21 protein-coding genes and 4 tRNA genes are annotated in these 24216 nt (G+C 70.0%); 23 read left to right on the top strand and 2 right to left on the bottom strand.

The genetic code is table 11. From position 1 onward, the window contains the following. The first annotated feature begins 301 nt into the window (after positions 1-301). Together htpX and NCC78_RS03720 are read left to right on the top strand one after the other, a co-directional pair. Positions 302-1177 carry a zinc metalloprotease HtpX gene (htpX, locus tag NCC78_RS03725; RefSeq protein ID WP_250791737.1) on the top strand — a complete coding sequence of 292 codons (876 nt, stop codon included), beginning with the start codon at positions 302-304 and terminating at the stop codon, positions 1175-1177. Between the two features lie 156 nt (positions 1178-1333). Continuing rightward, positions 1334-2593, top strand: a complete 1260-nt coding sequence (locus tag NCC78_RS03720) for an MFS transporter (RefSeq protein WP_250791736.1) — start codon at positions 1334-1336, stop codon at positions 2591-2593. Between the two features lie 518 nt (positions 2594-3111). Here NCC78_RS03720 and NCC78_RS03715 read toward each other — a convergent pair. Beyond that, positions 3112-3288: a hypothetical protein gene (locus tag NCC78_RS03715; RefSeq protein WP_250791735.1), complete on the bottom strand. Its 177-nt coding sequence runs from the start codon at positions 3286-3288 to the stop codon at positions 3112-3114. A 151-nt stretch (positions 3289-3439) separates the two neighbouring features. On the opposite strand from NCC78_RS03715, the gene NCC78_RS03710 reads away from it, so the two are divergent. Then, entirely contained in the window at positions 3440-3820 is a 381-nt protein-coding gene (locus tag NCC78_RS03710; RefSeq protein WP_250791734.1) for a hypothetical protein, read from the top strand. Between the two features lie 175 nt (positions 3821-3995). Here NCC78_RS03710 and NCC78_RS03705 read toward each other — a convergent pair whose 3' ends face one another. Beyond that, positions 3996-4490, bottom strand: a complete 495-nt coding sequence (locus NCC78_RS03705) for a YajQ family cyclic di-GMP-binding protein (protein ID WP_250791733.1) — start codon at positions 4488-4490, stop codon at positions 3996-3998. A gap of 148 nt (positions 4491-4638) precedes the next feature. Here NCC78_RS03705 and NCC78_RS03700 point away from each other — a divergent pair. The 20 genes from NCC78_RS03700 to NCC78_RS03610 all read left to right on the top strand — a co-directional run bounded on the left by NCC78_RS03700 (position 4639) and on the right by NCC78_RS03610 (position 24189). Next, a tRNA-Tyr gene (locus NCC78_RS03700) sits at positions 4639-4722 on the top strand. Between the two features lie 197 nt (positions 4723-4919). Then, entirely contained in the window at positions 4920-5507 is a 588-nt protein-coding gene (locus tag NCC78_RS03695; protein ID WP_250791732.1) for a GNAT family N-acetyltransferase, read from the top strand. Positions 5508-5987: 480 nt separating this feature from the next. Then, entirely contained in the window at positions 5988-6116 is a 129-nt protein-coding gene (locus tag NCC78_RS31955; protein ID WP_284706218.1) for a hypothetical protein, read from the top strand. A 91-nt stretch (positions 6117-6207) separates the two neighbouring features. Next, a complete protein-coding gene (locus NCC78_RS03690; protein ID WP_250791731.1) occupies positions 6208-8739 on the top strand; it encodes a putative bifunctional diguanylate cyclase/phosphodiesterase in 2532 nt (843 codons plus the stop codon). Between the two features lie 96 nt (positions 8740-8835). After that, positions 8836-8908: transfer RNA gene (locus tag NCC78_RS03685), tRNA-Thr, on the top strand. 25 nt (positions 8909-8933) lie between these two features. After that, positions 8934-9006: transfer RNA gene (locus tag NCC78_RS03680), tRNA-Met, on the top strand. Positions 9007-9138: 132 nt separating this feature from the next. Next, entirely contained in the window at positions 9139-9306 is a 168-nt protein-coding gene (rpmG, locus tag NCC78_RS03675; RefSeq protein ID WP_013288652.1) for a 50S ribosomal protein L33, read from the top strand. A 129-nt stretch (positions 9307-9435) separates the two neighbouring features. Next, positions 9436-9882, top strand: coding sequence for a MaoC family dehydratase N-terminal domain-containing protein (locus tag NCC78_RS03670; RefSeq protein ID WP_250791730.1), 447 nt, complete (start codon positions 9436-9438; stop codon positions 9880-9882). 1 nt (position 9883) lies between these two features. Then, entirely contained in the window at positions 9884-10276 is a 393-nt protein-coding gene (locus NCC78_RS03665; protein WP_250791729.1) for a MaoC/PaaZ C-terminal domain-containing protein, read from the top strand. A 128-nt stretch (positions 10277-10404) separates the two neighbouring features. After that, a tRNA-Trp gene (locus tag NCC78_RS03660) sits at positions 10405-10477 on the top strand. A gap of 211 nt (positions 10478-10688) precedes the next feature. After that, positions 10689-11081, top strand: a complete 393-nt coding sequence (gene secE, locus NCC78_RS03655) for a preprotein translocase subunit SecE (protein ID WP_250791728.1) — start codon at positions 10689-10691, stop codon at positions 11079-11081. Positions 11082-11119: 38 nt separating this feature from the next. After that, positions 11120-11842: a transcription termination/antitermination protein NusG gene (nusG, locus tag NCC78_RS03650; protein WP_250791727.1), complete on the top strand. Its 723-nt coding sequence runs from the start codon at positions 11120-11122 to the stop codon at positions 11840-11842. 191 nt (positions 11843-12033) lie between these two features. Next, positions 12034-12465, top strand: a complete 432-nt coding sequence (rplK, locus tag NCC78_RS03645) for a 50S ribosomal protein L11 (protein ID WP_250791726.1) — start codon at positions 12034-12036, stop codon at positions 12463-12465. An 81-nt stretch (positions 12466-12546) separates the two neighbouring features. Continuing rightward, positions 12547-13263 carry a 50S ribosomal protein L1 gene (rplA, locus tag NCC78_RS03640; RefSeq protein WP_250791725.1) on the top strand — a complete coding sequence of 239 codons (717 nt, stop codon included), beginning with the start codon at positions 12547-12549 and terminating at the stop codon, positions 13261-13263. Positions 13264-13341: 78 nt separating this feature from the next. After that, positions 13342-14118 (top strand): ATP-binding cassette domain-containing protein, encoded by a 777-nt coding sequence (locus tag NCC78_RS03635; RefSeq protein WP_250791724.1) that lies wholly within the window; start codon positions 13342-13344, stop codon positions 14116-14118. Then, positions 14115-14804: a hypothetical protein gene (locus tag NCC78_RS03630; RefSeq protein WP_250791723.1), complete on the top strand. Its 690-nt coding sequence runs from the start codon at positions 14115-14117 to the stop codon at positions 14802-14804. Before NCC78_RS03635 ends, NCC78_RS03630 begins: the two co-directional genes overlap by 4 nt. A gap of 423 nt (positions 14805-15227) precedes the next feature. Then, a complete protein-coding gene (gene rplJ, locus NCC78_RS03625; protein WP_250791722.1) occupies positions 15228-15773 on the top strand; it encodes a 50S ribosomal protein L10 in 546 nt (181 codons plus the stop codon). Positions 15774-15827: 54 nt separating this feature from the next. Next, on the top strand, positions 15828-16211 hold the full coding sequence (rplL, locus tag NCC78_RS03620) for a 50S ribosomal protein L7/L12 (protein WP_250791721.1): 384 nt from the start codon (positions 15828-15830) through the stop codon (positions 16209-16211). A 574-nt stretch (positions 16212-16785) separates the two neighbouring features. Next, positions 16786-20217, top strand: coding sequence for a DNA-directed RNA polymerase subunit beta (rpoB, locus tag NCC78_RS03615; protein ID WP_250791720.1), 3432 nt, complete (start codon positions 16786-16788; stop codon positions 20215-20217). Positions 20218-20298: 81 nt separating this feature from the next. Continuing rightward, positions 20299-24189 (top strand): DNA-directed RNA polymerase subunit beta', encoded by a 3891-nt coding sequence (locus tag NCC78_RS03610; RefSeq protein ID WP_250791719.1) that lies wholly within the window; start codon positions 20299-20301, stop codon positions 24187-24189. Positions 24190-24216 lie beyond the last annotated feature (27 nt).

Raw genomic sequence — 24216 nt, 5'->3', positions numbered from 1 at the left:
GCCGCCGGGACCCCGGCTCCGGCCGCCGTCCCGGTCGTGCGGGCCCGGACGGTCGGCGCGGTGCTGGCCGTGACGACGGCGGTGGCCGTCGTGCTCGGCTTCGCCCCGCAGCTCGTGCTCGACGTCGCCGCCCGCTGACGGGCGCGCTCTCCACACCCGGGTTCCCGCATCCGGCGGGATCAGGCCCGCTCGCGCTGCGGGCATTCCAGCCAATTCTCAGCCATGAGACGGATGGTTGACGGGTACCGGGTTGTTGTACCGGTCAGCGGACCCTGGTGGTCCGTGCACCGAAGGAGTGATCGTGCACCACAACCGTCTGAAGACCGCCGCGCTGCTCGGCCTGCTCACCTCGCTGATCCTGGCGGTGGGCTACTGGTTCGGCGGCAGTGGCGGCCTGGTCATCGCCGTCCTCATCTCGTTGGTGATGAACGGCATCACCTATTTCTACTCGGACAAGCTCGCACTGCGCTCGATGCGGGCGCAACCGGTCAGCGAGGCGGAGTTCCCCGAGCTGTACCGGATGGTGCGTGAGCTGGCGACCGAGGCCGGGCAGCCGATGCCCCGTCTCTACGTGAGCCCCACCTCGCAGCCCAACGCGTTCGCCACCGGGCGCAACCCGCAGCACGCGGCCGTCTGCGTCACCCAGGGGATCACCGAGATCCTCGACCAGCGTGAACTGCGCGGGGTGATCGGGCACGAGCTGTCGCACGTCTACAACCGGGACATCCTCATCTCCAGCGTGGCGGCCGGTCTGGCCGGCATCATCACCGCGCTGGCCAACATCGCCTGGTTCATCCCGCTGGGCGGTGGGGACGACGAGGACGCCCCGAACCCGGCCGTGCTGCTGCTCACCATCATCCTGGGCCCGATCGCGGCCACCGTGATCCAGTTGGCGATCAGCCGGAGCCGGGAGTTCCAGGCGGACGCCTCCGGCGCCCAGCTGACCCGCGACCCGCTGGCTCTGGCCAGCGCCCTCCGGAAGATCCACATGGGGACGCAGCGCCGACCGCTGCCGGCCCACGGGCAGCTGACCAGCACCGCCCACCTGATGATCGACAACCCGTTGAAGGGCGGCGGCGTGGCTGCGCTCTTCTCCACCCACCCCCGGATGGAGGAGCGGGTCGCCCGGTTGGAGCGGATGGCCGCCAACAGCGGCCCGGTCCAGTTCCAGCGCTGACCCGCTGACGGCACCACCTCCGCCCGCGCCCGGCCCGTCCGGGCGCGGGCGGAGTCTGTCGGGCGCCGGGTGTGAGCGTGTTAACCGTTTCTGCCCGGACGCCCCGAGCGTTAGGGTCGCAAGGGCTCCCACCCATTACATCCCTGGAGGTCGACCGTGGCCGCACTGCGCCAGTACCTGGGCGTCTGGCGGATCCCCGGCGCGCCGATGCTGCTGGTGACCGGCATCATCGGCCGGCTCGGGATCGGAATGACACCGCTGGCGCTGCTGCTGGTCGTGGAGCAGGTCACCGGGCGCTACTCGCTCGCCGCGGTCGCCGGCGGCATCTACGCCCTCTCCGGGGCCGCGCTCAGCCCGGTCGCCGGGCGGATCGCCGACCGGATCGGTCCGAGTCCGGTGCTCCTCGGCACCGCCGTCGCCCACCCGCTGGCCCTGCTCGGACTGCTCTGGGCCGCCCGCGCGGAGGCCGGCAGCCTCGCCCTGGTCTTCGTGGCAGCCGGCGTGGCCGGCGCGACGTACCCGCCGCTGACCGCCGCGATCCGGGGCGCCTGGAACGAGCTGACCGGTCCCGCCTCCGGCCGGTGGCACCTGCGCAACACCGCCCTGGCCGCGGAGACCACCCTGTTTGAGATCGTCTTCGTGCTCGGCCCGCTGCTCGTCGCCGGGTTCGTGCTGATCGCCGACGCCGCCGCCGCGCTGGTCGGCTCGGCGGTGGTGACCCTCGTCGGCACCACGGCGGTGGCGCTCGGCCGGGTGATGCGCGGCTGGCGTCCCCACCCGCACGAAAACCACGCCCGAGGGCTCGGCCCGCTGCGGGTCGGGGGCTTCCCGGCGCTGCTGGTCTGCGTCGCCAGTCTGGGTATCGCCTTCGGCGCGGCGGGCGTCATCGTGCCGGCGTTCGCGACCGGCTACACCGCCGACGACCCGGACAGCCTCGCCGGTCTGCTGCTGGCCGTCTGGGGCATCGGCAGCGCCGTGGGCGGGTTCTGGTTCGGCGTACGCAGACCGGCCCGGAACATGACCCGGCAGTTCTCCTGGCTGCTCGCCGCAGTGGCCGCGACCTTCGTCGTCTTCGCGCTCATGCCCACCCCGGCGGCGCTGGGCACCGCCCTGGTGATCGGCGGCGCCACGATCGCGCCCGCGCTCACCCTGGAGAACACCCTGATCGGGCGGATCTCCCCGGCCGGCATGCTGAACGAGGCGTACACCTGGGTGGTGACCATGTCGGTCGGCGCGAGCGCCGCCGGCGGCGCGGTGGCCGGGCTGATCGTCGACCACGCCGGCGGGGTGCCCTGGGCGTTCCTCTTCGCCGGGGCGGCGGTCGCCGTCGGGGCCGGGGTCGCCGGCCTGCCCGCCGGCCCCATCTCCCGCGCGGAGGCCACGGCGGTACGCGCCGAGGAGCCCGTTCCGGCCTGATCCGGCCGCACGGGATCCCCGGTCCGCTCGCTGGTGCTGGCGATGATCGTCGGCGCGATGCCTCGTCCTCGTTCGCAGGGCCTGGTGGGGGTGTCCCGCGACGCCGACGGCAACCCGGCCTTACCGGCCGCCCCCGGCGCTCCGGGGGACGTGCCCCGGCGCGGAGGCGGCGCGGTTGTGCGACCTGGAGCCGGGCACCGGCCTGGGGCGGGTGCGCGGTGAGTCCGCGCTGGTGTCGGCGGTTCCCGCCGGTCAACACGGCAGACCGACGGGCTGGCGCGCCGCCACGATCGCGCCGTGCCGGTCTGGATGCCGGCGCCGGGGGTACAGCACCCTCATGTTCTTCTTCTTCTCGAACCGGGTGGGATGCCTGGGCTCCCTGCTGATCAGCGCGATCCTGACGGTGATCCTGCTGCTGATCTTCGCCACCTGACCCGGCCGGCCCCTCGCCGCCGGGCTCGGCGCTTTCCAGCCTCGGCTGCGCTCGCGGGCGGTCATCCCGCCGATGTGAGCCGGCCCTACACCCACTCCCGGCGCACCGGAGGCTCCCCCGGCTCGTCGTGCGGTGGATCGGTGTCTCTCGTCTCGACCAGGTCCTCCGGCGCGACTCGGGCCGGCAGCTTGCCGAACCTGGCGCGCCGGGCTTCGGACTCGTCGTCCGTCGACCGGTCAGGGTGCTCCCGGTCCTCGCTCATCGCCGACCTCCCTCGTCGGGTTCCATTGTCCTGCCGAGGCCAGCGTCGTTGGGTTGATTGGCCGGACACGACCGGTGGCGACGGCGAGCGGTTCGGCGATGCCGAGACGACCGGCCATCCCGGTGCATGATCGCCGGTCTACCATTCCCCCGTGAATCGTCCCCTCACGGCGAGCATGCTGGCTGTCGCCCTGCTCCTGGGTGCCTGCACGGACGAAAAGCCCGCCGCCAGTCGACCCACCCCGGACGACGTCACCCGCCGCGGCTGTGACGCCGTGGCGTATGTGGTGGAGAGGAACAACGTCTTCTTCGCCTTGAATCTCACCGCCGGGAGGCGGGCCAGCGGCGCGACCGACGCCAAAGTCAGCGCCGGCGGCCGCGAACTGCTGGAGGCTGCGCAGAAGGCTGGCGACCTGGACGTGGGCAGCCACGGCAAGGCGGACATGACACAGGCCGAGGCCCGGATCGGCGACGCCCAGCAGAAGGTGATGACGGCCTGCCGTGAACTGCTGGGGGAGCCACCCTGGTCGTGACCGCCGGCCGCCAGGTAGCCGTTGGGCGGCGCGGGTTGGTTCTCAGGGCAGCAAGGCAGGCCGTCGCCAGGCCGTCGGGCGTCAGACAGTGCTGCCGAACGACGACCACTGGCGACGACGTCCGCCCAGGTCACAGCGGGGGATCGACCGCTCGCCCGGCCGGGGTGGCTGCCGGTTACCGGTAGTTGGTGAACTGGAGAGCCACGCCGAAGTCCTCACCCTTGAGCAGGGCGATGACGGCCTGGAGGTCGTCCCTCTTCTTGCCGGTGACCCGCAGCTGGTCGCCCTGGATCTGGGCCTGTACGCCCTTGGGACCCTCGTCGCGGATCTTCTTGCTGATCGCCTTGGCCTTGTCGGTTTCGATGCCCTGGATGACCTTGCAGTCGATCTTGAAGGTCTTGCCGGACGGACGCGGGTCGCCAGCGTCCAGCGACTTGAGCGAGATGTTCCGCTTGACGAGCTTTTCCTTGAAGACGTCCAGCGCAGCCCGCACCCGCTCCTCGGTCTCCGCCTGGAGGCCGATGGCCTCCTCGCCGGACCAGGAGATCTCGGCGCCGGTGCCCCGGAAGTCGAACCGCGTCGCGAGCTCCTTCTCCGCCTGGCGGAGGGCGTTGTCGACCTCCTGGCGGTCGACCTTGCTCACGATGTCGAACGACGGGTTCGCTGCCATGCTCATGCTCCTGCTGTCCGGCGATTTGTGGTCCTGCGTCCCCCGCTGACCAGCGGTACGACCCCCTGACCGTACCCGGTTGCGCCGGTGCCGGGGGGAGCCGCTATCCTTGCTTGCGCCGCCGCGTTACGACGCGGTGGGGTGCCCTGGCGGGTTGCCCGAGCGGCCAATGGGAGCGGACTGTAAATCCGTCGCGAAAGCTTCAGAGGTTCGAATCCTCTACCCGCCACCAGGCAACGACAAAGGCCCGTGGTCTGCGGAAACGCTGGTCAGGGGCCTTTGTCGTCCCTTGTTGTCGTCGACCTCGGTCACCCTCGTCGTCCAGCACGTCAGGCCGGCGTCAGGCAGGCGGCGATGACGCGTTAGATCATGGAGTCCGCCTGGGGGCCGCCGAGCGCGCCATGAGGCACGGAGGCCGATACTGGCGGCATGTCCGAGCTGGCACTGCCGATCCGCACCGAGCGACTGCTCCTTCGCCAGTACCGGGCCGATGACGTGGACGCCCTGCTCGCGTACTACAGCGACCCGCTCGTTGCCCGCTACATCCCCTGGGAGCCGTGGTCGCGCGAGTTCGCGGCCGAGGTGGTCGAAAAGCGCCTCCACAGCTCGGGCATCACCGGGCCCGAGTCCCGGCTGGCGCTGGTGGCGGAGCACGAGGGCGAGGTCGTCGGCGATGTCATTCTGTGGCCGGCCGACGAGACGTTGTCCCGGGGAGAGATGGGCTGGGCCTTCCGCCCGTCGGTGTCGGGCCGTGGGTTCGCCACGGAGGCGGTGCGCGCGTTCCTCGGCCTGGCCTTCGCGCACTGTGGCATGCACCGTGTGATCGCCCACGTCGACGCCCGGAACGAGGCATCGGCGCGCCTGTGCGAACGGGTGGGCATGGTCAAGGAAGCGCACCTGCGCCGGGACCACTGGGCGAAAGGCGAGTGGACGGACACCCTGATCTACGGACTGCTCGCCGAACAGTGGCGCGATTGGCCGGGGGTGGCGGCGGCCAAAACGGTGACGGCGACCTAGGTGGTGGACATCAGAGTTGCTCCTCATCCTGCGGGTGGCGACGCCGGTCGTGGGTTCCTCACCGCACTGACACAACCGGGGCGCGCACGTGTGATACCCGGGAGCGGAGGGCGCATCGGGGGCGGCGACCGGTGGCGGCCGCCGAACTTGTTCTCGGCACTGGCGCGATCGCGCCGAGCGAGTATGGTGGTCGATGTCCGGGATCGTGTCGCCCGCTGAGGGTCACTCAGGGTGAGCGTCTCCGCCGGCCGGAGCGGCGGTCGTGTGAATTGCCTCGAAGGTCGCATTGCGCAATGTGCGAAGTGCACAGTGCCCGACAGTGCCCGTGATCTGGACCGGCGTGGTGTCGGGCCTCGCCCGAACGGCGAAACCTGCCCGACGCTCGGTCCGGCGCCCCGCTCACCGCTTTTCTGGGTGCGCGCGGTGTGGCACGATCGTGGAACCCATCACCCCTGTGTCTCTCTCGCGACAGGAGCAATCATGTCTGGTCGAAGGTCGGGCCGGCTGCTTGGCTCGCTTCTCGTTCTCCTCACCCTCGCTGCTGCCTTCGGTGTCGTGGACCTTGGCGGTCTGGGCGATCTGCAGACCCAGGATCTCGTCTGGCAGTGACCGGCCAGCGGTCCCTTCCCTGCCGCTCAGGCATGGGGGCCGCCCCGCGCGTCGGTGACACTGCGTCATGACGCGAAACCCAAGGAGCCGGATGATCGGGCGCGATCGATCCCGACGTAGGTCGTCCGAGGACGCCTGGATCATCACGGCTCCCTTGGCGCTGCTGGCGGTGGTCTGCGCCACCGTCACGGGGCTCGTCGCCGACCGGCCGGTCGGCGACTGGGCGGAGGCGGCGCTGCTCCTCGTCCTCATGATCGCGGCAGGGCTGCCGCTGCTGAGCCTGATCGTCCGGCGGCAGACGCTCGGTGTGACGCTCACCGAGTTGCCGCTCGTCTTCGCGCTCTACTACCTACCGCCGCTGACGGTCGTCGCCGTCTACACGCTGGCGTCGCTCGTCACGCACATCCGGGGGCACCGGATGTCGGCGCCCAAGGTCTGGTTCAACGTGGCACGGGCGGCGGCGGGCACCTCGCTGGCGACCCTCGCCCTGCAGGCCTTCCCGCCGATCGACGGGGTCGGGCCGCGGACCTGGGGCAGCATGTTCGCCGCCGTCAGCCTGCTCATGCTGGTGAGCGTCGTCTCCGTCGTCGGGGTGCACACCCTGCTGCACGGCTGGCAGACCGGCCGGGGCGCGCTGCGTACCGGGAAGCCGGCGCTGCTCACCGCCGCGATCAACGTCTCGGTCGCCCTGGTCGTGCTCATCGTGGTCCAGGCGACCTGGTGGTCGCTGGTGCTGCTCGCGGCCCTCGCCGCCGGTCTGGCTCTGGTCTACCGCTCGTACGCGCAGTTCTTCCGCCAGCACCGGACCCTGACCGACCTCTACGACCTGACCCGTGCGGTGATGGAGAGCGGGCCGAGCGGCACCCTCGCCGACGCGCTGCTGGGTCGGGTGCGTGCGCTGATGCAGGCCGAGTACGCGACGCTCTGGCTGCCGGCGCAGGGTCTCTACCCGGAGACGCTGTTGACCGCCCGGGTCGACGACCCGGGCCTGCTGGACCTGGCGCGTACCCCGCCGAACATCCGGCGCAGGGTGCGGGAGAGCGGTCGCACCGTGGCGATCGGCCGGGTGGTCACCACCGATCCGGAGTTCCGCGGCGACCTCGCCGAGCGCCGGATCAAGGACGTGGTGATCGTTCCGCTCCGCTCGGGCCAGGTGGTCATCGGCACGCTGGAGGTCGCCAACCGGCTCGGCGACGGCAACCACTTCACCCCGAGCGACATCGCCGTCCTGGAGACGGTGGCGGCGCACGCGGCGGTGGCGCTGGAGAATTCCCGGCTGGTCGACCGGCTGCGGCACGACGCGTACCACGACACGCTGACCAAGCTGCCCAACCGGCGACGGATCACCGGCGCGCTGGACGAGGCCGTGAAGATCCGGGCGCCGGGCGAGGTGGTGGCGCTGCTGCTCTTCGACGTCGACGGGCTGCGCCAGGTCAACGAGTCGCTCGGGCACGCCGCGGGAGACAAGGTCCTCGTCGAGGTCGCCGACCGGCTGCGCGCCTGCGCCCCCTCCTCGGCTCTGGTGGGCCGGGCCGGCGGGGACGAGTTCCTGGTCACGCTGCGGCTGGAGAGCGCCGAGGCGGCGCTGGAGCTGGCGGGGCAGCTGCGCGAGCAGATCCGCGACGAGATGGTCTTCGACGCGCTGACGCTGGACGTGGACACGGCGGTCGGTGTCGCCGTACACCCGGATCACGGCAGCGACGCCGCCTCCCTGCTGCAACGGGTGGACCTGGCGGCGACGGCGGCCAAGTCCGTGCCGGGCAGCGTGCAGCTGTTCAACCCGGCCCTGGAGTCCCGGTCGCTGCGGCGCCTCGGGCTCGCCGGCGACCTGCGGCGCGCGTTGGACGACGGCGAGCTGCAGGTCTACTTCCAGCCCAAGGTGACGCTGCGGGAACGTCGGCTGGTCGGCGTGGAGTGCCTGGCCCGCTGGGAGCACCCGGCCCACGGGACGGTCGCGCCGGAGGACTTCGTCGCGGTGGCCGAGCACACCGGCCAGCTGGGCCGGCTCACCGAGTTCGTGCTCCGCGAGGGGCTGCGGCGCAGTCGCGACTGGTCGCACGCCGGCCAGCCGCTCGCCGTCGCGGTCAACCTCTCCGGCCGTACGCTCACCGACCCGCACTTCCCCGCCCAGGTGCAGGACCTGCTCGACGAGTACGGGCTGCCGCCCCAGCGGCTCACCCTGGAGATCAAGGAAGCCGGGGTGCTGGACGGCACCGAGCGGCCCATCCCGACCCTGCGCCGGCTGCGGGACCTCGGCGTACGGCTCTCGGTGGACGACTTCGGCACCGGGAACTCGTCGCTGGCCCAGCTGCGCCGGCTGCCGGTGCACGAGGTGAAGGTCGACCGCTCCTTCGTGCAGGGCATGGCGACGGATCCGGGCGACCTGGCGATCGTGAACGCCGTGGTCACCCTCTCCCAGCAGTTCGGCCTGGCCGTGGTCGCGGAGGGCGTGGAGAGCGAGCTGACCTTGGAGCTGCTCCAGGACATCGGCTGCGAGATCGGTCAGGGTTTCCTGTTCAGCCGACCCCTGCCGTACGAGCGGCTGGAGGCCTGGTTCGGCGCCCAGGTGGACCCGGAGACGATCTCCGCCGGGGAGCTGCCCAGGCTGCGGGTCGTGCCCTGAGCTGCGGGAACGCGGCAGTGGGGGATCCGATTTCATCTCCGCCGCGTGGCCGTGTAATGTATCTCCTGCGCGTCACCCCCCGGGGAGATCGCGCAGGCCCCCTTAGCTCAGTCGGCAGAGCGTCTCCATGGTAAGGAGAAGGTCTACGGTTCGATTCCGTAAGGGGGCTCAGAGGGTCCGGCTGGACCCGCCACGGCGGTGTAGCTCAGATGGCAGAGCAAGCGGCTCATAATCGCTGTGTCGCCGGTTCAAGTCCGGCCACCGCTACTCTCGTCCACCGGGGCCGCACCCGGCGGTCGGTGGGATGGGCGCCACAGGCGCCCACTTTGCATGTCCGCGTTGTCAGCGCCTAGGCTGATGCGCTGTAGTTGTTATCCGTAGCGAGGAAGGCACTCCGCCGTGGCGAAGGCGACCGATGTCCGGCCGAAGATCACTCTGGCGTGTGTGGAGTGCAAGGAGCGCAACTACATCACGCGCAAGAACCGTCGTAACGACCCGGACCGTATCGAGCTGAAGAAGTTCTGCCCGCGGGACGGCAAGCACACGGTCCACCGCGAGACCCGCTGACCTGCGGCCGGCTTCGCCGGCCCCGGCTCCACGACACTTTACGAACGCCGATCTGTACGGGCGGCACGGCTCCGGCCGTGGCCTGCCCGTATAGATCGGCGATTGTTTTTTGCGTGTAGGTTCACCGGCATGTCCCTGGACCCGTCCTTCGTCGGCCGGACGTATCCGCCGACCGCCCCCTACCAGGTGGGCCGAGAAAAGATCCGCGAGTTCGCGTCGGCGATCGGCGCCACCGATGCGGCCCACCACGACCCGGAGGCCGCCCGCGCGCTCGGCCACCCGGACGTGGTCGCCCCGCCGACCTTTCCCGTGGTGGTCACCATGGCCGCCAGCCAGCAGATCATCGAGGACCCGGCCCTCGGCGTCGACTACAGCCGCGTCGTCCACGGCGACCAGCGCTTCGCGTACACCCGTCCGGTGGTGGCCGGGGACGAGCTGGTCTGCGTCAACGTCATCGAGGACGTCAGCAACCGTGGTGGGCACGGTTTCCTGACCACCCGCACCGAGGTCAGCACCGCGGCCGGGGAGCCGGTGGTCACCGTCTGGTCGAAGATCGTTGTACGCGGGGAGGGCTGAGATGGAGCTGCCAGCCAGGACGTTCCGGGTGACGCGCGCGGACCTGGTCCGCTACGCCGGCGCCTCGGGGGACTTCAACCCGATCCACTGGAGCGACCGGGTCGCCACCAAGGTCGGCCTGCCCGGCGTGATCGCCCACGGCATGTTCACCATGGCGCTGGTCGGCCGGGCGTTGGCGGAGTGGGCCGGCGCGGCGGACGCGGTCGTCGACTACAACGTGCGGTTCACCCGGCCGGTGGTCGTGCCGGACGACGACGAGGGCACCGAGGTCGAGGTCACCGCCGTGGTCCGGGAGGTCACCGAGGACGGTCTGACCAGACTCGACGTGACCGCCACCTGCCTGGGGGAGAAGGTCCTCTCGCAGGCTAGGGCGACGGTCCGGACGGCCCGCTGACCGGGCTTCCGACGCGCGACGGGCAGACCGGTTGGGAAAGTCGTGCCGCTACCCGTACACTGGTCCGCCGTGGGGCAAGTGAGCCCTGCCCGGCCTTCCATGGCGGGGTGGGGTGAGTGTTGCCGCACAGGGGTGTAGCTCAATTGGCAGAGCAGCGGTCTCCAAAACCGCAGGCTGCAGGTTCAAGTCCTGTCACCCCTGCGCCTCAGGCCTGACCGTTCCCGTGGGTCGCGCCGCCGTCCGGCGGCGTCCGGCCCGTGGTGGTGGCATCGGCGGGGTGGTTCCGAGGCAATCGGGCCCCCCGGTCGATCCGCCGGCCGCGGCCCGTCGCGGGACGGTTGGTCCGGCCGGCGTGACCAAACGCCGCGCACGCCGATGGCGTGCGACCCGACATCCCGCGACGGAGGGCGAAGTGGCCGACAACAAGCGGCGCGGCGAGGACGCCGGCGACGATCGTCTGGACGACGAGGTCGTCGACGACGTGGCCGATGACGACGCCACCGACGCGGACGAGCCGGTCACCCGGGGCGGCACCGCGACCCGGTCGCGGGCGAAGGCGGAGTCTGCCGACAGCCGGTCCAAGACCCGTGCCGAGACCGACCGGGTGGGCCTGTTCGGCCGTATCGCCCGGTTCATCCGCGAGGTCGTGGCCGAGTTGCGTAAGGTCATCTGGCCGACCCGCAAGGAGCTGCTGACCTACACGGCCGTGGTGGTCGCCTTCGTCGCGGTGATGCTGACGATCGTGGGCCTTCTCGACTTCGCGTTCGCGAAGGGCGTGCTGTGGGTCTTCGGCAACCCCAGCTGAGCGGCCGACTGAGCCGATAGTGACGGAAGTGAGCGAGCGTGCCTGAGTACGACGAGACCGCCGAGACCACGGACGACCAGTCCACGGTGGCGACGGCGGCTGGTGACGAGTCGATCGAGGCCGCCAGCGAGCCGGAGTTCCCGACCACCGAGCCCGCGCCGGACGAGGAGTACGACCCGGTCGCCGAGCTGCGGCAGAAGCTGCGCTACGCCCCGGGCGACTGGTACGTGGTGCACTCGTACGCCGGCTACGAGAACAAGGTCAAGACCAACCTCGAGACCCGGATCACCAGCCTCGACATGGAGGACTACATCTACCAGGTCGAGGTGCCGACCCGGGAAGAGGTCGAGGTCAAGAACGGCAAGCGGTCGCAGGTCCAGGCCAAGGTCTTCCCGGGCTACATCCTGGTCCGGATGGAGCTGACCGCCGAGTCCTACTCCTGCGTGCGCAACACGCCGGGCGTGACCGGCTTCGTGGGCGCGACGGACCGGGCCGACCGGCCGGCGCCGCTCTCCCTCGACGAGGTGCTGAAGTGGCTGGCGCCGGCCGTCGAGACCGAGCAGAAGAAGGCCAAGCCCGAGATCAGGGTCCTCGACTTCGAGGTCGGTGACTCGGTCACCGTCACCGACGGGGCCTTCGCCTCGCTGCCGGCGACGATCAGCGAGATCAACGCCGACCAGCAGAAGCTCAAGGTGCTGGTGTCGATCTTCGGCCGCGAGACGCCGGTGGAGCTCAACTTCAACCAGGTCACCAAGATCTGATTCGTCGGTCGCCGGCGGTGGGCGTTGGCCCGCCGCCGGCGTACCTTTTGTCCTGCCGCTCGACCTCGGCGGACGGGGCGGCCAAGCCCTGCGCTACCCTAGAACGTCGCCGCTGTCGCATCGTGCTGACCGTGCGCGCCCGCGGGTGGCGTCAGCTGCACCTTTCCCAGTTTCAAGCCCCAGGAAGTGACATGCCTCCGAAGAAGAAGCTCGTCAAGACGTTCACGCTTCAGCTGAAGGCGGGCCAGGCGACTCCGGCGCCGCCGGTCGGCCCCGCGCTCGGCCAGCACGGCGTCAACATCATGGAGTTCTGCAAGTCCTACAACGCGCAGACCGAGGCTCAGCGGGGCGACATCGTCCCCGCCGAGATCAGCGTGTACGAGGACCGGAGCTTCACCTTCGTCCTGAAGACCCCGCCCGCCGCCCGGCTGCTGATCAAGGCCGCCGGCGTGGAGAAGGGCTCCGGCGTCCCGCAGAGCCAGAAGGTCGGCTCGGTCACCCGCGCCCAGGTGCGCGAGATCGCCGAGAAGAAGATGGTCGACCTCAACGCCAACGACCTCGACCAGGCTGAGAAGATCATCGCCGGCACCGCCCGGTCGATGGGCATCGTCGTCAACGACTGACGTCGGCACCACCGGACCGAACAGATCGTGGGAGGGCGCGCGGTGATCGCGGCCCGCCAGAGACCACAGGAGCAACCAGACATGCAGCGCAGCAAGAGCTACCGCAAGGCCGCCGAGGTCATCGACCGGTCGAAGCTCTACACCCCGGCCGAGGCGGTCAAGATCGCCAAGGACACCACCACCGCCAAGTTCGACGCCACGGTCGAGGTCGCCATGCGCCTCGGCGTCGACCCCCGCAAGGCGGACCAGATGGTCCGCGGCACGGTCAACCTGCCGCACGGCACCGGTAAGACCGCCCGCGTGATCGTCTTCGCCGCCGGCGCGAAGGCCGAAGAGGCCGCCGCCGCGGGTGCGGACGAGGTGGGCACCGACGAGCTGGTCGCCCGGATCCAGGGCGGTTGGCTGGACTTCGACGCGGCGATCGCCACGCCGGACCAGATGGCCAAGATCGGCCGGATCGCGCGGATCCTGGGCCCGCGCGGCCTGATGCCGAACCCGAAGACGGGCACGGTGACCATGGACGTCACCAAGGCCGTCTCGGACATCAAGGGTGGCAAGATCACCTTCCGGGTGGACAAGCACTCGAACCTGCACCTGATCATCGGCAAGTCCTCGTTCTCCGAGAGCCAGCTGATCGACAACTACGCGGCGGTTCTCGAGGAGATCCTGCGGGCCAAGCCGTCCGCCGCGAAGGGCAAGTACCTGCGCAAGGTCACGCTCACCACCACCATGGGCCCGGGCGTCCCGGTCGACCCCAACGTGGTGAAGAACATCCAGGAGGGCTCGGCCGAGGCCTGAGCACGACTCCCGTAACGGGGCCCCGCCACGGATCGTGGCGGGGCCCCGTTCGTCTGTCCGCTGTGGCAGGCTCACCGGATGCGGCTGGAGAACGTCTGGTTGCGGTACCACCGGCGCGGGCCGTGGGTGCTGCGGGAGACGCAGGCGCGGATCGACCCGGGCGAGGTGGTGGTCGTCCTCGGCCGCAACGGCGCGGGCAAGTCGACCCTGCTCCAGGTGGCCGCGGGGGTCCTCCGGCCGAGCCGGGGGCGGGTGACCGACCGGCCCCGGCACGTCGGCTGGGTCCCGGAGCGCTTCCCGGCCGACCAACCCTTCACCGTCGAGCGCTACCTGAGCGCGATAGGCCGGGCCGCCGGCCTGCACCCGGAGGCGGCGGACCGGGCGGTGGACCACTGGATCTCCCGGCTGGGCCTGACCGGGTTCCGCCGGGTCCGGCTGCCGGAGCTGTCGAAGGGGACGGCGCAGAAGGTGGGGCTGGCTCAAGCGCTGCTGCGTCCGCCCGGTCTGCTGGTGCTCGACGAGCCCTGGGAGGGCCTGGACGCCGCCACCCGCGACCTCGTACCGGCGGTGGTCGACGAGGTGCGGGCCGCGGGCGGGTCGGTGCTGGTCAGCGACCACCGCGGCGAGGTCGCCCGGCTGCCGGGGGCCCGCCGCTGGACGGTGACCGACGGCACGGTCACCGACGGCGCGCCGTCGACCGACACGGCGATGGTCGTGGTCGAGGTCGCGGTGCCGGCCGCGCGGGTCGCCGGCGCCGTCGCCCGCCTGCGCGCCGGGGGCCATCACATCCTGCGGGTACGCCCCGACGCCACCCCCGCCGCCGAGGCGGATCCGGCTGCCGGAGGGCCCGGGTGACCGCGCTGCTGCGGCTGCGGCTCGCCGGCTTCCTGCGTACCGGACGGGCGCTGGCGCCGGTGCTCGCCGGCCTGGTGGCCCTCGGTGTCCTCTACGGCGGCGGCCGGGCCCAGCCGGGGGAGGCGTACGGCGTCTCGGCGGTGGTGCTCTTCCCGGTGCTGGCCTGGCAGACGAAGGTGCTGCTGGACGTGGAGCCCGACGTGCAGCGCAGACTGGCCCAGGTGCTGGTCGGGGTGCCCCGGGAGCGACTGGCCGGGCTGCTGGCCGCCGGCATGGCGGGGCTCGGCACGGTGGCCGTCGCGCTGCTCTTCCCCTGGCTGGTCGGTGGGGTCACCGGCCCGGTGGAGCCGGGCGACCGGTCCGTTCCGGTCGGCCTCGCCGTCGGGGTGTGGGCGCATCTGCTGGCCGTACCGGCGGCGGTGCCCCTCGGGGCGCTGGCCAGCCGGGCGTCCACGGGCGGCGCCGGGTACGGCGTCGCGGTGCTGGCCCTCGGCGGGGTCGGCGCGGTCGTGCTCGGCCTGACCGGCTCGGTGGCTCCCTGGCTGGCCCCGCCGGTCATGGCGACCGCCCGGGCCGCCGCGGACGACCTGGCCGCGCCGACCGCAGCCCTGCTCACCGCCTGGGCCCTGGCGTGGAGCGCGACCGCCGGCGCGGGCTATCTCTGGCGGCGGCGCCACCGGCCCTGACCGCTGACGCCCCCAACGCCCCGGTCGCCGGCTGGCGCTATCTCTGGCGGCGGACCCTGACCGCGGGCGGCCCGCCCCCCGGCGCCCTGGTCACGGCGGGACTGGGGAGGGGGTGATGCGGTCCACGCGGGGGGCGATTTGGCGTCAGGGGACGTGTCGCGTAACCTTGGCCGCGAAGTTCCACCCAGAGACCGCTGGTCACCGTGCCCCGGCACGGTCGAAGGTTCCGCTACGACGGGCGACCCGCGCAGGGCGGCAAGCGAAACTCGGCTGTGAATCATGGTCCGCCGACCGTGACCTCGCCGCCGGCCCTCGCCCCGTGCGCCCTGCGCCGGGGCTTTTTCGTTGTCGCGACGCCTCCGCCCCCGTCGAAAGCTCCGGCCTACGACGGTGACCAGCCTCGAGCAACGAGAGAGGAGGGACATGGCGGACAAGCCGATCCGGGCCGACAAGGCCACGGCCGTCGCTGAGCTGACCGAGAGCTTCCGTAACGCGGGCGCTGCGGTGCTGACCGAGTACCGCGGTCTGACGGTTTCCCAGCTCACCCAGCTGCGGCGCTCGCTCGGCAAGGAGACCACCTACACGGTCGCGAAGAACACGCTGGCAAAGCGTGCCGCGACCGAGGCGGGCATCTCCGGGCTCGACGAGCTGTTCTCCGGTCCTACCGCGCTGACTTTCGTTTCGGGCGACGTCGTCGAGGCGGCGAAGGGGCTTCGCGACTTCGCGAAGGCCAACCCGAAGCTCGTCATCAAGGGCGGTGTCTTCGAGGGCAAGGCCATTTCCGCGGCCGAGGTCACGAAGCTCGCCGACCTGGAGTCCCGCGAGGTGCTGCTGGCCAAGCTGGCCGGCGCGATGAAGGGCAACCTGAGCAAGGCCGCGGCCCTGTTCCAGGCCCCGCTGTCGAAGACCGCCCGCCTGGCGGCCGCCCTGCAGGACAAGCGCGAGAAGGAGGGCGCCGAGGCGGCCTGAGGCCCCCCGGCGCACCCAGTTCTTACCTAACAGATTCAGGAAAGGACGCCAGACATGGCGAAGCTCAGCACCGACGAGCTCCTCGACGCGTTCAAGGAGATGACGCTGATCGAGCTCTCCGAGTTCGTGAAGCAGTTCGAGGAGACCTTCGAGGTCACCGCCGCCGCTCCGGTCGCGGTCGCCGCTGCCGGTGGCGCTGCCGCCCCGGCCGAGGCCGAGCCGGAGAAGGACGAGTTCGACGTCATCCTCGAGGCTGACGGCGGCAAGAAGATCCAGGTCATCAAGGTCGTGCGTGAGCTGACCGGCCTGGGCCTCAAGGAGGCCAAGGACCTGGTCGAGGCCGCTCCGAAGGCCGTCCTGGAGAAGGCCAACAAGGAGACCGCGGACAAGGCCAAGGCCAAGCTCGAGGGCGAAGGCGCCAAGGTCACCCTCAAGTGATCTGAGTGCGACCAGGCGCGCTTCCGGCTCACGTGAGCCGGGGCACACCGCGTCACGGCGGGCGGTGATCCGACAGTGGATCGCCGCCCGCCGTGTTGGTGGTTCCGGCGGCAGCGCGCGTGAGCAGGGCGTCGACGCTCTGTGTCCGTGCCGGCGAGCGGTGCCGGGCGGTCGCCCGTCGGTGGGAAAGACACGGCGACCCGGAGACCGGCCCTTGACGCGGCCCCGGCTCGGCAGGCACGCTGACACCAGCAAGACCTTCCGCGCTTGCAACGGCCACCACTTGGGTAATGGCAGGGGCGACACCATCGCCCGCGGCACCTGAGCGGCCCGGCAGGAACGTTGTGTTCTGAGCGGCCCGGTGAGACCCCGTCCGAGGGGTCCCGAGGCACGTTCCGCGACGACCTGCGGGGTGGGCTGGACAGCGGTTAGCCTCTCGGCTACACTGCTAGTTTGCGCTGCCTTCCGAATTGACCCCTGCTCGGAAATGTCCGTTTACGGATATTTCTGGTGGGGTCATTGGAGTGCACGCGTACCAGCCGTTCTGCAGCACCGGTCCTCGGAAGGACGCATCTTGGCAGCTTCCCGCCCTGCGAAGACCAGTCGTACGTCGAGCGCTTTCGCTCCCCGCCGAGTTTCATTCGGCAGGATCACCGAACACCTCGAGGTCCCCAACCTCCTCGCCATTCAGAACGAGTCCTTCGACTGGCTCGTCGGCAACGAGGCTTGGCAGGGCCGGTCGGCGGACGACCCGCACGCACGCTCGGGTCTCGCGGAGATCCTCGAAGAGATCAGTCCCATTGAGGACTTCTCCGGCACCATGTCGCTCTCCTTCTCGGCACCGCGCTTCGACGAGGTCAAGGCCTCGATCGAGGAGTGCAAGGAGAAGGACCTGACCTACTGCGCGCCGCTGTTCGTGACCGCGGAGTTCACCAACAACACCACCGGCGAGATCAAGAGCCAGACGGTGTTCATGGGTGACTTCCCGATGATGACGCCGAAGGGCACCTTCATCATCAACGGCACCGAGCGCGTCGTGGTCAGCCAGCTCGTCCGGTCGCCGGGCGTCTACTTCTCCAAGGAGCCGGACAAGACCTCCGACCGCGACCTCTCCAGCGTCAAGGTCATCCCGAGCCGGGGTGCCTGGCTGGAGTTCGACATCGACAAGCGCGAGACGGTCGGTGTCCGCATCGACCGCAAGCGCCGGCAGGCCGTCACCGTGCTGCTCAAGGCCATCGGATGGTCGGCCGAGCAGATCCGCGAGCGGTTCGGCTGGTCCGAGCTGATGATGACCACGCTCGAGAAGGACCACATCGCCGGCCAGGACGAGGCGCTGCTCGACATTTACCGGAAGCTCCGCCCTGGCGAGCCGCCGACCCGCGAGAACGCCCAGACCCTGCTCGACAACCTCTTCTTCAACCCGAAGCGGTACGACGTCGCCAAGGTCGGTCGTTACAAGTTCAACAAGAAGCTCGAAGTGGGCGTGCCGATCACCACCGGCACGCTGACCGAGGACGACATCGTCGCCACCGTGGAGTACCTCTGCCGGCTGCACGCCGGTGAGGATGGCTACGAGGCCGACGACATCGACCACTTCGGCAACCGCCGCCTGCGTACCGTGGGTGAGCTGATCCAGAACCAGGTCCGGGTCGGTCTTTCCCGGATGGAGCGGGTCGTCCGCGAGCGGATGACCACCCAGGACGTCGAGGCGATCACGCCGCAGACCCTGATCAACATCCGCCCGGTGGTGGCGGCGATCAAGGAGTTCTTCGGTACGTCGCAGCTGTCCCAGTTCATGGACCAGACCAACCCGCTGGCGGGCCTGACCCACCGGCGCCGGCTGAGCGCGCTCGGCCCGGGTGGTCTGTCCCGGGAGCGGGCCGGCTTCGAGGTCCGCGACGTGCACCCGTCCCACTACGGCCGGATGTGCCCGATCGAGACGCCGGAAGGCCCGAACATCGGTCTGATCGGCGCGCTCTCCACCTTCGCCCGGGTCAACCCGTTCGGCTTCATCGAGACGCCGTACCGGAAGGTCGTCGAGGGTCGGGTCACCGACCAGATCGACTACCTGACCGCGGACGAGGAGGACCGGTTCGTCAAGGCGCAGGCCAACGCGCCGCTCAAGGCCGACGGCACCTTCGCCGAGGACCGGGTCCTGTGCCGCCGTAAGGGCGGCGAGACCGAGGACGTGGTTCCCGGGGCCGTCGACTACATGGACGTCTCGCCGCGGCAGATGACCTCGGTCGCGACCGCGATGATCCCGTTCCTCGAGCACGACGACGCCAACCGGGCACTGATGGGCGCGAACATGCAGCGCCAGGCGGTGCCGCTGGTCAAGGCCGAGTCGCCGCTGGTCGGCACCGGCATGGAGTACCGCGCCGCGGTCGACGCCGGTGACGTCGTCGTCGCCGAGGTCGGCGGTGTGATCGAGGACCTCTGCGCCGACTACATCACCATCCACCAGGACGACGGCCACCGCCGGACGTACCTGCTGCACAAGTTCCGCCGCTCCAACGCCGGCTCCTGCGTCAACCAGAAGCCGGTCGTCTTCGAGGGCGACCGCATCGAGGCCGGCCAGGTCATCGCCGACGGTCCCTGCACCGACGAGGGCGAGATGGCGCTCGGGCGCAACCTGCTGGTGGCGTTCATGTGCTGGGAGGGCCACAACTACGAGGACGCGATCATCCTGTCGCAGCGCCTCGTGCAGCAGGACGTGCTCACCTCGATCCACATCGAGGAGCACGAGGTCGACGCCCGGGACACCAAGCTGGGTCCGGAGGAGATCACCCGCGACATCCCGAACGTCAGCGAGGAGATGCTCGCCGACCTCGACGAGCGCGGCATCATCCGGATCGGCGCCGAGGTCGTCCCCGGCGACATCCTGGTCGGCAAGGTCACGCCGAAGGGCGAGACCGAGCTGACCCCGGAGGAGCGGCTGCTCCGCGCGATCTTCGGTGAGAAGGCGCGCGAGGTCCGGGACACCTCGCTGAAGGTGCCGCACGGCGAGACCGGCACGGTCATCGGTGTGCGTACCTTCTCCCGCGAGGACGGCGACGAGCTGCCGCCGGGCGTCAACGAGCTGGTCCGGGTCTACGTGGCCCAGAAGCGGAAGATCCAGGACGGCGACAAGCTCGCCGGCCGGCACGGCAACAAGGGCGTCATCTCCAAGATCCTGCCGATCGAGGACATGCCGTTCCTGGAGGACGGCACCCCCGTCGACATCGTGCTCAACCCGCTGGGTGTGCCGAGCCGGATGAACATCGGCCAGGTGCTGGAGACGCACCTCGGCTGGGTGGCCAAGACCGGTTGGAGCGTCGAGGGCGACGACACGGACTGGAAGCGTCAGCTCCGTTCGATCGACGCCCACGAGTCCGAGCCGGACACCAACGTGGCCACCCCGGTCTTCGACGGTGCCCGGGAGGAGGAGATCTCCGGTCTGCTCTCGTCGACCCTGCCCAACCGGGACGGCAAGCAGCTGATCGGCTCCAGCGGCAAGGCGCAGCTGTTCGACGGTCGCTCCGGTGAGCCGCTGCCGGATCCGATCGCGGTCGGCTACATCTACATCCTGAAGCTCAACCACCTGGTCGACGACAAGATCCACGCTCGGTCGACCGGCCCGTACTCGATGATCACGCAGCAGCCGCTGGGTGGTAAGGCGCAGTTCGGTGGTCAGCGCTTCGGTGAGATGGAGTGCTGGGCGATGCAGGCGTACGGCGCCGCGTACGCCCTGCAGGAGCTGCTGACGATCAAGTCCGACGACGTCCTGGGCCGGGTCAAGGTCTACGAGGCCATCGTCAAGGGCGAGAACATCCCGGAGCCGGGCATCCCGGAGTCGTTCAAGGTGCTGCTCAAGGAGCTGCAGTCGCTGTGCCTCAACGTCGAGGTGCTCTCCAGCGACGGTGTGGCCCTGGAGATGCGCGAGACCGACGACGAGGTGTTCCGGGCCGCGGAGGAGCTGGGCATCGACCTGTCCCGGCGCGAGCCGAGCTCGGTCGAAGAGGTCTGAGGTGAGCGGTCGGGGGCCGGCTCGCCGGCTCCCGACCCCACCCAATAGCTAAGCAGTACAGACGACGACATAGGGGACATAGTGCTCGACGTCAACTTCTTCGACGAGCTGCGCATCGGCCTCGCCACCGCCGACGACATCCGTCAGTGGTCGCACGGTGAGGTCAAGAAGCCTGAGACGATTAACTACCGCACCCTGAAGCCGGAAAAGGACGGGCTCTTCTGCGAGAAGATCTTCGGTCCGCAGCGGGACTGGGAGTGCTACTGCGGTAAGTACAAGCGGGTCCGCTTCAAGGGCATCATCTGCGAGCGCTGCGGCGTCGAGGTGACCCGGTCGAAGGTCCGTCGTGAGCGGATGGGGCACATCGAGCTCGCCGCTCCGGTGACCCACATCTGGTACTTCAAGGGCGTGCCGAGCCGGCTGGGCTACCTGCTGGACCTCGCCCCCAAGGACCTCGAAAAGATCATCTACTTCGCCTCGTACGTCGTGACGAGCGTGGACGCCGAGTCGCGTCACCGTGACCTCTCGACCATCGAGAACGAGATCCTCGCCGAGAAGCGGCAGGCCGAGAACAGCCGCGACTCGGAGATCGAGAAGCGGGCCGCCAAGCTCGAGGCCGACCTGGCCGAGCTGGAGGCCGAGGGTGCCAAGGCGGACGTCCGGCGCAAGGTCAAGGAGGGCGGAGAGCGCGAGATGCGCCAGATCCGCGACCGGGCCCAGCGCGAGATCGACCGCCTGGACGAGGTGCTGGACACCTTCCGCAAGCTGGAGCCGAAGCAGCTGGTCACCGACGAGCTGCTCTACCGCGAGCTGCGGGACCGGTTCGGCGAGTACTTCACCGGCGGCATGGGCGCCGAGGCGATCAAGGCGCTGGTCCAGAACATGGACCTCGACGCCGAGGCCGAGAGCCTGCGCGAGACCATCCGTTCGGGCAAGGGCCAGCGGAAGATCCGAGCGCTCAAGCGGCTCAAGGTCGTCGCGGCGTTCCTGAACACCCGCAACTCGCCGCTCGGCATGGTGCTGGACTGCGTCCCGGTCATCCCGCCGGACCTGCGCCCGATGGTGCAGCTCGACGGTGGCCGCTTCGCGACCTCCGACCTGAACGACCTGTACCGCCGCGTGATCAACCGGAACAACCGCCTCAAGCGGCTGATCGACCTCGGCGCGCCCGAGATCATCGTCAACAACGAGAAGCGGATGCTCCAGGAGGCCGTCGACGCGCTGTTCGACAACGGCCGTCGCGGCCGGCCGGTCACCGGTCCGGGCAACCGCCCGCTGAAGTCGCTCTCCGACATGCTCAAGGGCAAGCAGGGCCGGTTCCGCCAGAACCTGCTGGGCAAGCGCGTCGACTACTCCGGCCGTTCGGTCATCGTGGTCGGCCCGAAGCTCAAGCTGCACCAGTGCGGCCTGCCCAAGCAGATGGCGCTGGAGCTGTTCAAGCCGTTCGTGATGAAGCGGCTGGTCGACCTCAACCACGCGCAGAACATCAAGTCCGCCAAGCGGATGGTCGAGCGGCAGCGGCCGGTCGTGTGGGACGTGCTGGAAGAGGTCATCGGCGAGCACCCGGTCCTGCTGAACCGGGCGCCGACCCTGCACCGGCTGGGCATCCAGGCCTTCGAGCCGCAGCTGGTCGAGGGCAAGGCCATCCAGATCCACCCGCTGGTCTGCACCGCGTTCAACGCCGACTTCGACGGTGACCAGATGGCGGTGCACGTGCCGCTGTCCGCCGAGGCCCAGGCCGAGGCGCGGATCCTGATGCTGTCGTCGAACAACATCCTCAAGCCGGCCGACGGCAAGCCGGTCACCATGCCCACCCAGGACATGGTCATCGGCCTCTACCACCTCACCCACCTCACCACCGGTGAGAAGGGCGAGGGCCGGGCGTTCAGCTCGGACGCCGAGGCCCGGATGGCGTTCGACAACGGCGAGCTGCACCTGCAGGCCCCGGTGAAGATCCGGCTGCGCGGTGTGGTCGGGGTCGACAACGGCGCCGGCGCCGAGCAGTGGACCGCCCCGGAGGGCTGGGTCGAGGGCGACGCGCTGACCGTGGAGACCACGCTGGGCCGGGTCCTGTTCAACGAGACGCTGCCGCAGGGCTACCGCTTCGTGAACTACGAGATCCGCAAGGGCCAGCTCTCCGCGATCGTCAACGACCTCGCCGAGCGCTTCCCGAAGGTGGCCCTCGCGGCCACCCTGGACGGCCTCAAGGAGGCCGGCTTCCACTGGGCCACCTGGTCCGGCGTCACCATCGGCATGGAGGACGTCATCGCTCCGCCGCGCAAGCGGGAGATCCTGGAGAAGTACGAGAAGGAAGCCGACCGGATCGACAAGCAGTACCAGCGTGGTCTGATGACCGCCGAGGAGCGTCGCGGCGAGCTCATCGAGATCTGGACCAAGGCGACCAACGAGGTCGCCAAGGAGATGGACACCGCGCTGCCGCAGGAGAACCCGCTGTGGAAGATGATCCACTCGGGTGCCCGCGGTAACCTGCTCCAGCTCCGGCAGATCGCGGCGATCCGTGGTCTGGTGGCCAACCCGAAGGGCGAGATCATCCCGCGGCCGATCAAGGCCTCGTACCGGGAGGGTCTGTCCGTGCTGGAGTACTTCATCTCCACGCACGGTGCCCGTAAGGGCCTCGCGGACACCGCCCTGCGTACCGCCGACTCGGGTTACCTGACCCGTCGTCTGGTGGACGTCTCGCAGGACGTGATCATCCGCGAGGAGGACTGCGGCACCGACCGGGCGATCCCGATGCAGATCGGCGAGCGCCTGGAGGGCGGCAAGCTGGCCGTGCACGAGCACGCGGAGACCAGCGTGCACGCGCGTACCCTCGCCGACGACATCAAGGGGCCGGACGGCACCGTCGTCGCCGAGCGGGGCTCGGACATCAACTCGATCCTGGTCGACAAGATCGTCGCCGCCGGGGTCGAGACGGTCCGGGTGCGCAGCGTGCTCACCTGCGAGTCGAAGCTGGGCGTCTGCGGTGCGTGCTACGGCCGCTCGCTGCCGACCGGCAAGACCGTGGACGTCGGCGAGGCGGTCGGCATCATCGCCGCCCAGTCGATCGGTGAGCCCGGCACGCAGCTGACCATGCGTACCTTCCACACCGGTGGTGTCGCGGGTGAGGACATCACCCAGGGTCTGCCCCGTGTCCAGGAGATCTTCGAGGCCCGGGTCCCGAAGGGTAAGGCGCCCATCGCCGACACCCCGGGTCGGATCCGGATCGAGGACGGCGAGCGGTCGCGGAAGATCATCGTGGTGCCGGACGACGGCAGCGAGGAGATCGTCTACGACAAGATCTCCAAGCGGGTCCGGCTGCGGACCCACGACGGCGGTCACGTCGAGGTCGGCGAGAAGCTCACCGAGGGGACCATCGACCCCCACGAGCTGCTGCGCATCCTCGGCCCGCGTTCGGTCCAGGTCCACCTGACCCAGGAGGTCCAGGAGGTCTACCGCTCGCAGGGTGTGCTCATCCACGACAAGCACATCGAGATCATCATCCGCCAGATGCTCAAGCGGGTGACGGTCATCGACTCCGGCTCGACCGAGTTCCTGCCGGGTGTGCTGGTCGACCGGGCGCTGTTCGAGTCGGAGAACCGCCGACTCGTCTCCGAGGGTGGCGAGCCCGCCGCCGGTCGCCCGGTGCTGATGGGTATCACCAAGGCCTCGCTGGCCACGGACTCCTGGCTGTCGGCGGCCTCCTTCCAGGAGACCACCCGGGTGCTGACCGACGCTGCGATCAACTCGCGCAGCGACTCGCTGGTCGGCCTCAAGGAGAACGTGATCATCGGTAAGCTCATCCCGGCCGGTACGGGCATCAGCAAGTACCGCAACGTCCGGGTCGAGCCGACCGAGGAGGCGAAGGCCAAGGTCTACTCGATGACCGGCTACCCGGAGACCGACTACGGCTTCGGGCCGGCCAGCGGCCAGGCGGTTCCGCTGGACGACTTCGACTTCGGGTCGTACCGCTAAGCAGCACGGACGACGAGGCCCCCGGCA

It is taken from the genome of Micromonospora phytophila, from assembly GCF_023656545.1.
Taxonomy (GTDB): Bacteria; Actinomycetota; Actinomycetes; order Mycobacteriales; family Micromonosporaceae; genus Micromonospora; species Micromonospora phytophila.
The sequence above is the reverse complement of the archived record's forward strand: the minus strand, read 5'-3'. Positions and strand labels throughout refer to the sequence as shown.